Source organism: Oleiphilus sp. HI0132, assembly GCF_001635845.1.
The window spans coordinates 1-1,125 of the sequence record NZ_LWGJ01001654.1; the positions used below are offsets into that span (position 1 = coordinate 1).

Genomic DNA, 1,125 nt, shown 5'->3' on the forward strand with positions numbered 1-1,125 from the left:
TAGTAATGATAGACGGTAATTCCGGAATTGAAATTGTGCGTTACATCTAATTTTCGGGCTGCTTAAAGCGCCTGAATTTATTGCAAGATATAGTCTTTTACGTCTACACCGTGAGTACCATTCGTAATGCCTTCCTTAATAGCATAGGGTTTACCATGCTTGTCTATCGGGTCTTTAATCAGATTAATTACGTAGGAAGAGCGGAATTTTTTATCGGCTGTCATGACCAGTTCAACTTTAGGGCGCAGACGAGAGTCAGCGTTCGCTGATACGACGATGCCTACTTCACCGTTGGTCATTTCGACCAAAGTACCCGGAGGGTAAATGCCTACCATACGAATAAACGCTTCAACCAGCTCGGAGTCGAAGTGCTTGTCTCGTTCGGCGTAGAGAATTTTTAAAGCATCAAAGGCTGGTGAGCCGTCTTTGTATGAACGGGTACTTGTGATTGCATCATAAACATCGACAATTGATACCATGCGTACAAACTGATGGAGGTAAGCTGCACTTAGTTTTTCTGGGTAGCCCTTGCCGTCGATACGTTCGTGATGAAAGTGTGCTGTATCCTTAATTAGTTTGTTGACGCCTTGTTGTTCGTCTAATAGTTCTTTGCCATACACCGAGTGCTGTTTCATTATGTCATATTCGATGCGTGTTAGACGGCCTGGTTTGTTCAATATGTCGTCTGGTATTTTAGTTTTACCAATATCATGTAGCATGCCGCACAGACCGATGGTTTCTAGCTCGTGCTCTTTTAATCCAATGAAACGCCCGAAGGCAATTGCTAATATACCGACGCGCAACGAATGCTCTGCTGTATACTTGTGCTGTTCTTTTACCTGTGTAAGCCATAGTAGGGCGTTAGCATTATTTAGAATGCTGCTGACGCAAGATTGAATCGCTTTACGCGAAGCATCCATATCAAATGATTCACCATTGCTCAGGCTTGTTAATACTTCATCGACATGGTCTTTGGTTTTTTCATAGCTTAGTTTGGCTTTGGGTAGTTCATCGTGGATTTCGAGTTCTTCACGAAAACCGGGGTATTGTTTCTCTTCCTTGGCTTCAACGGTGCCTTTACCTGATTCAAGCCAAAACTCTTTTTCAATTTCAATATAAACAAAT

1 protein-coding gene is annotated in these 1,125 nt (G+C 42.5%); it reads right to left on the bottom strand.

The window, feature by feature from the left end:
* Positions 1–77: 77 nt before the first annotated feature.
* A partial coding sequence (locus A3766_RS25430) for an HD-GYP domain-containing protein (protein WP_082907218.1) occupies positions 78–1,125 on the bottom strand: 1,048 nt, incomplete at its 5' end.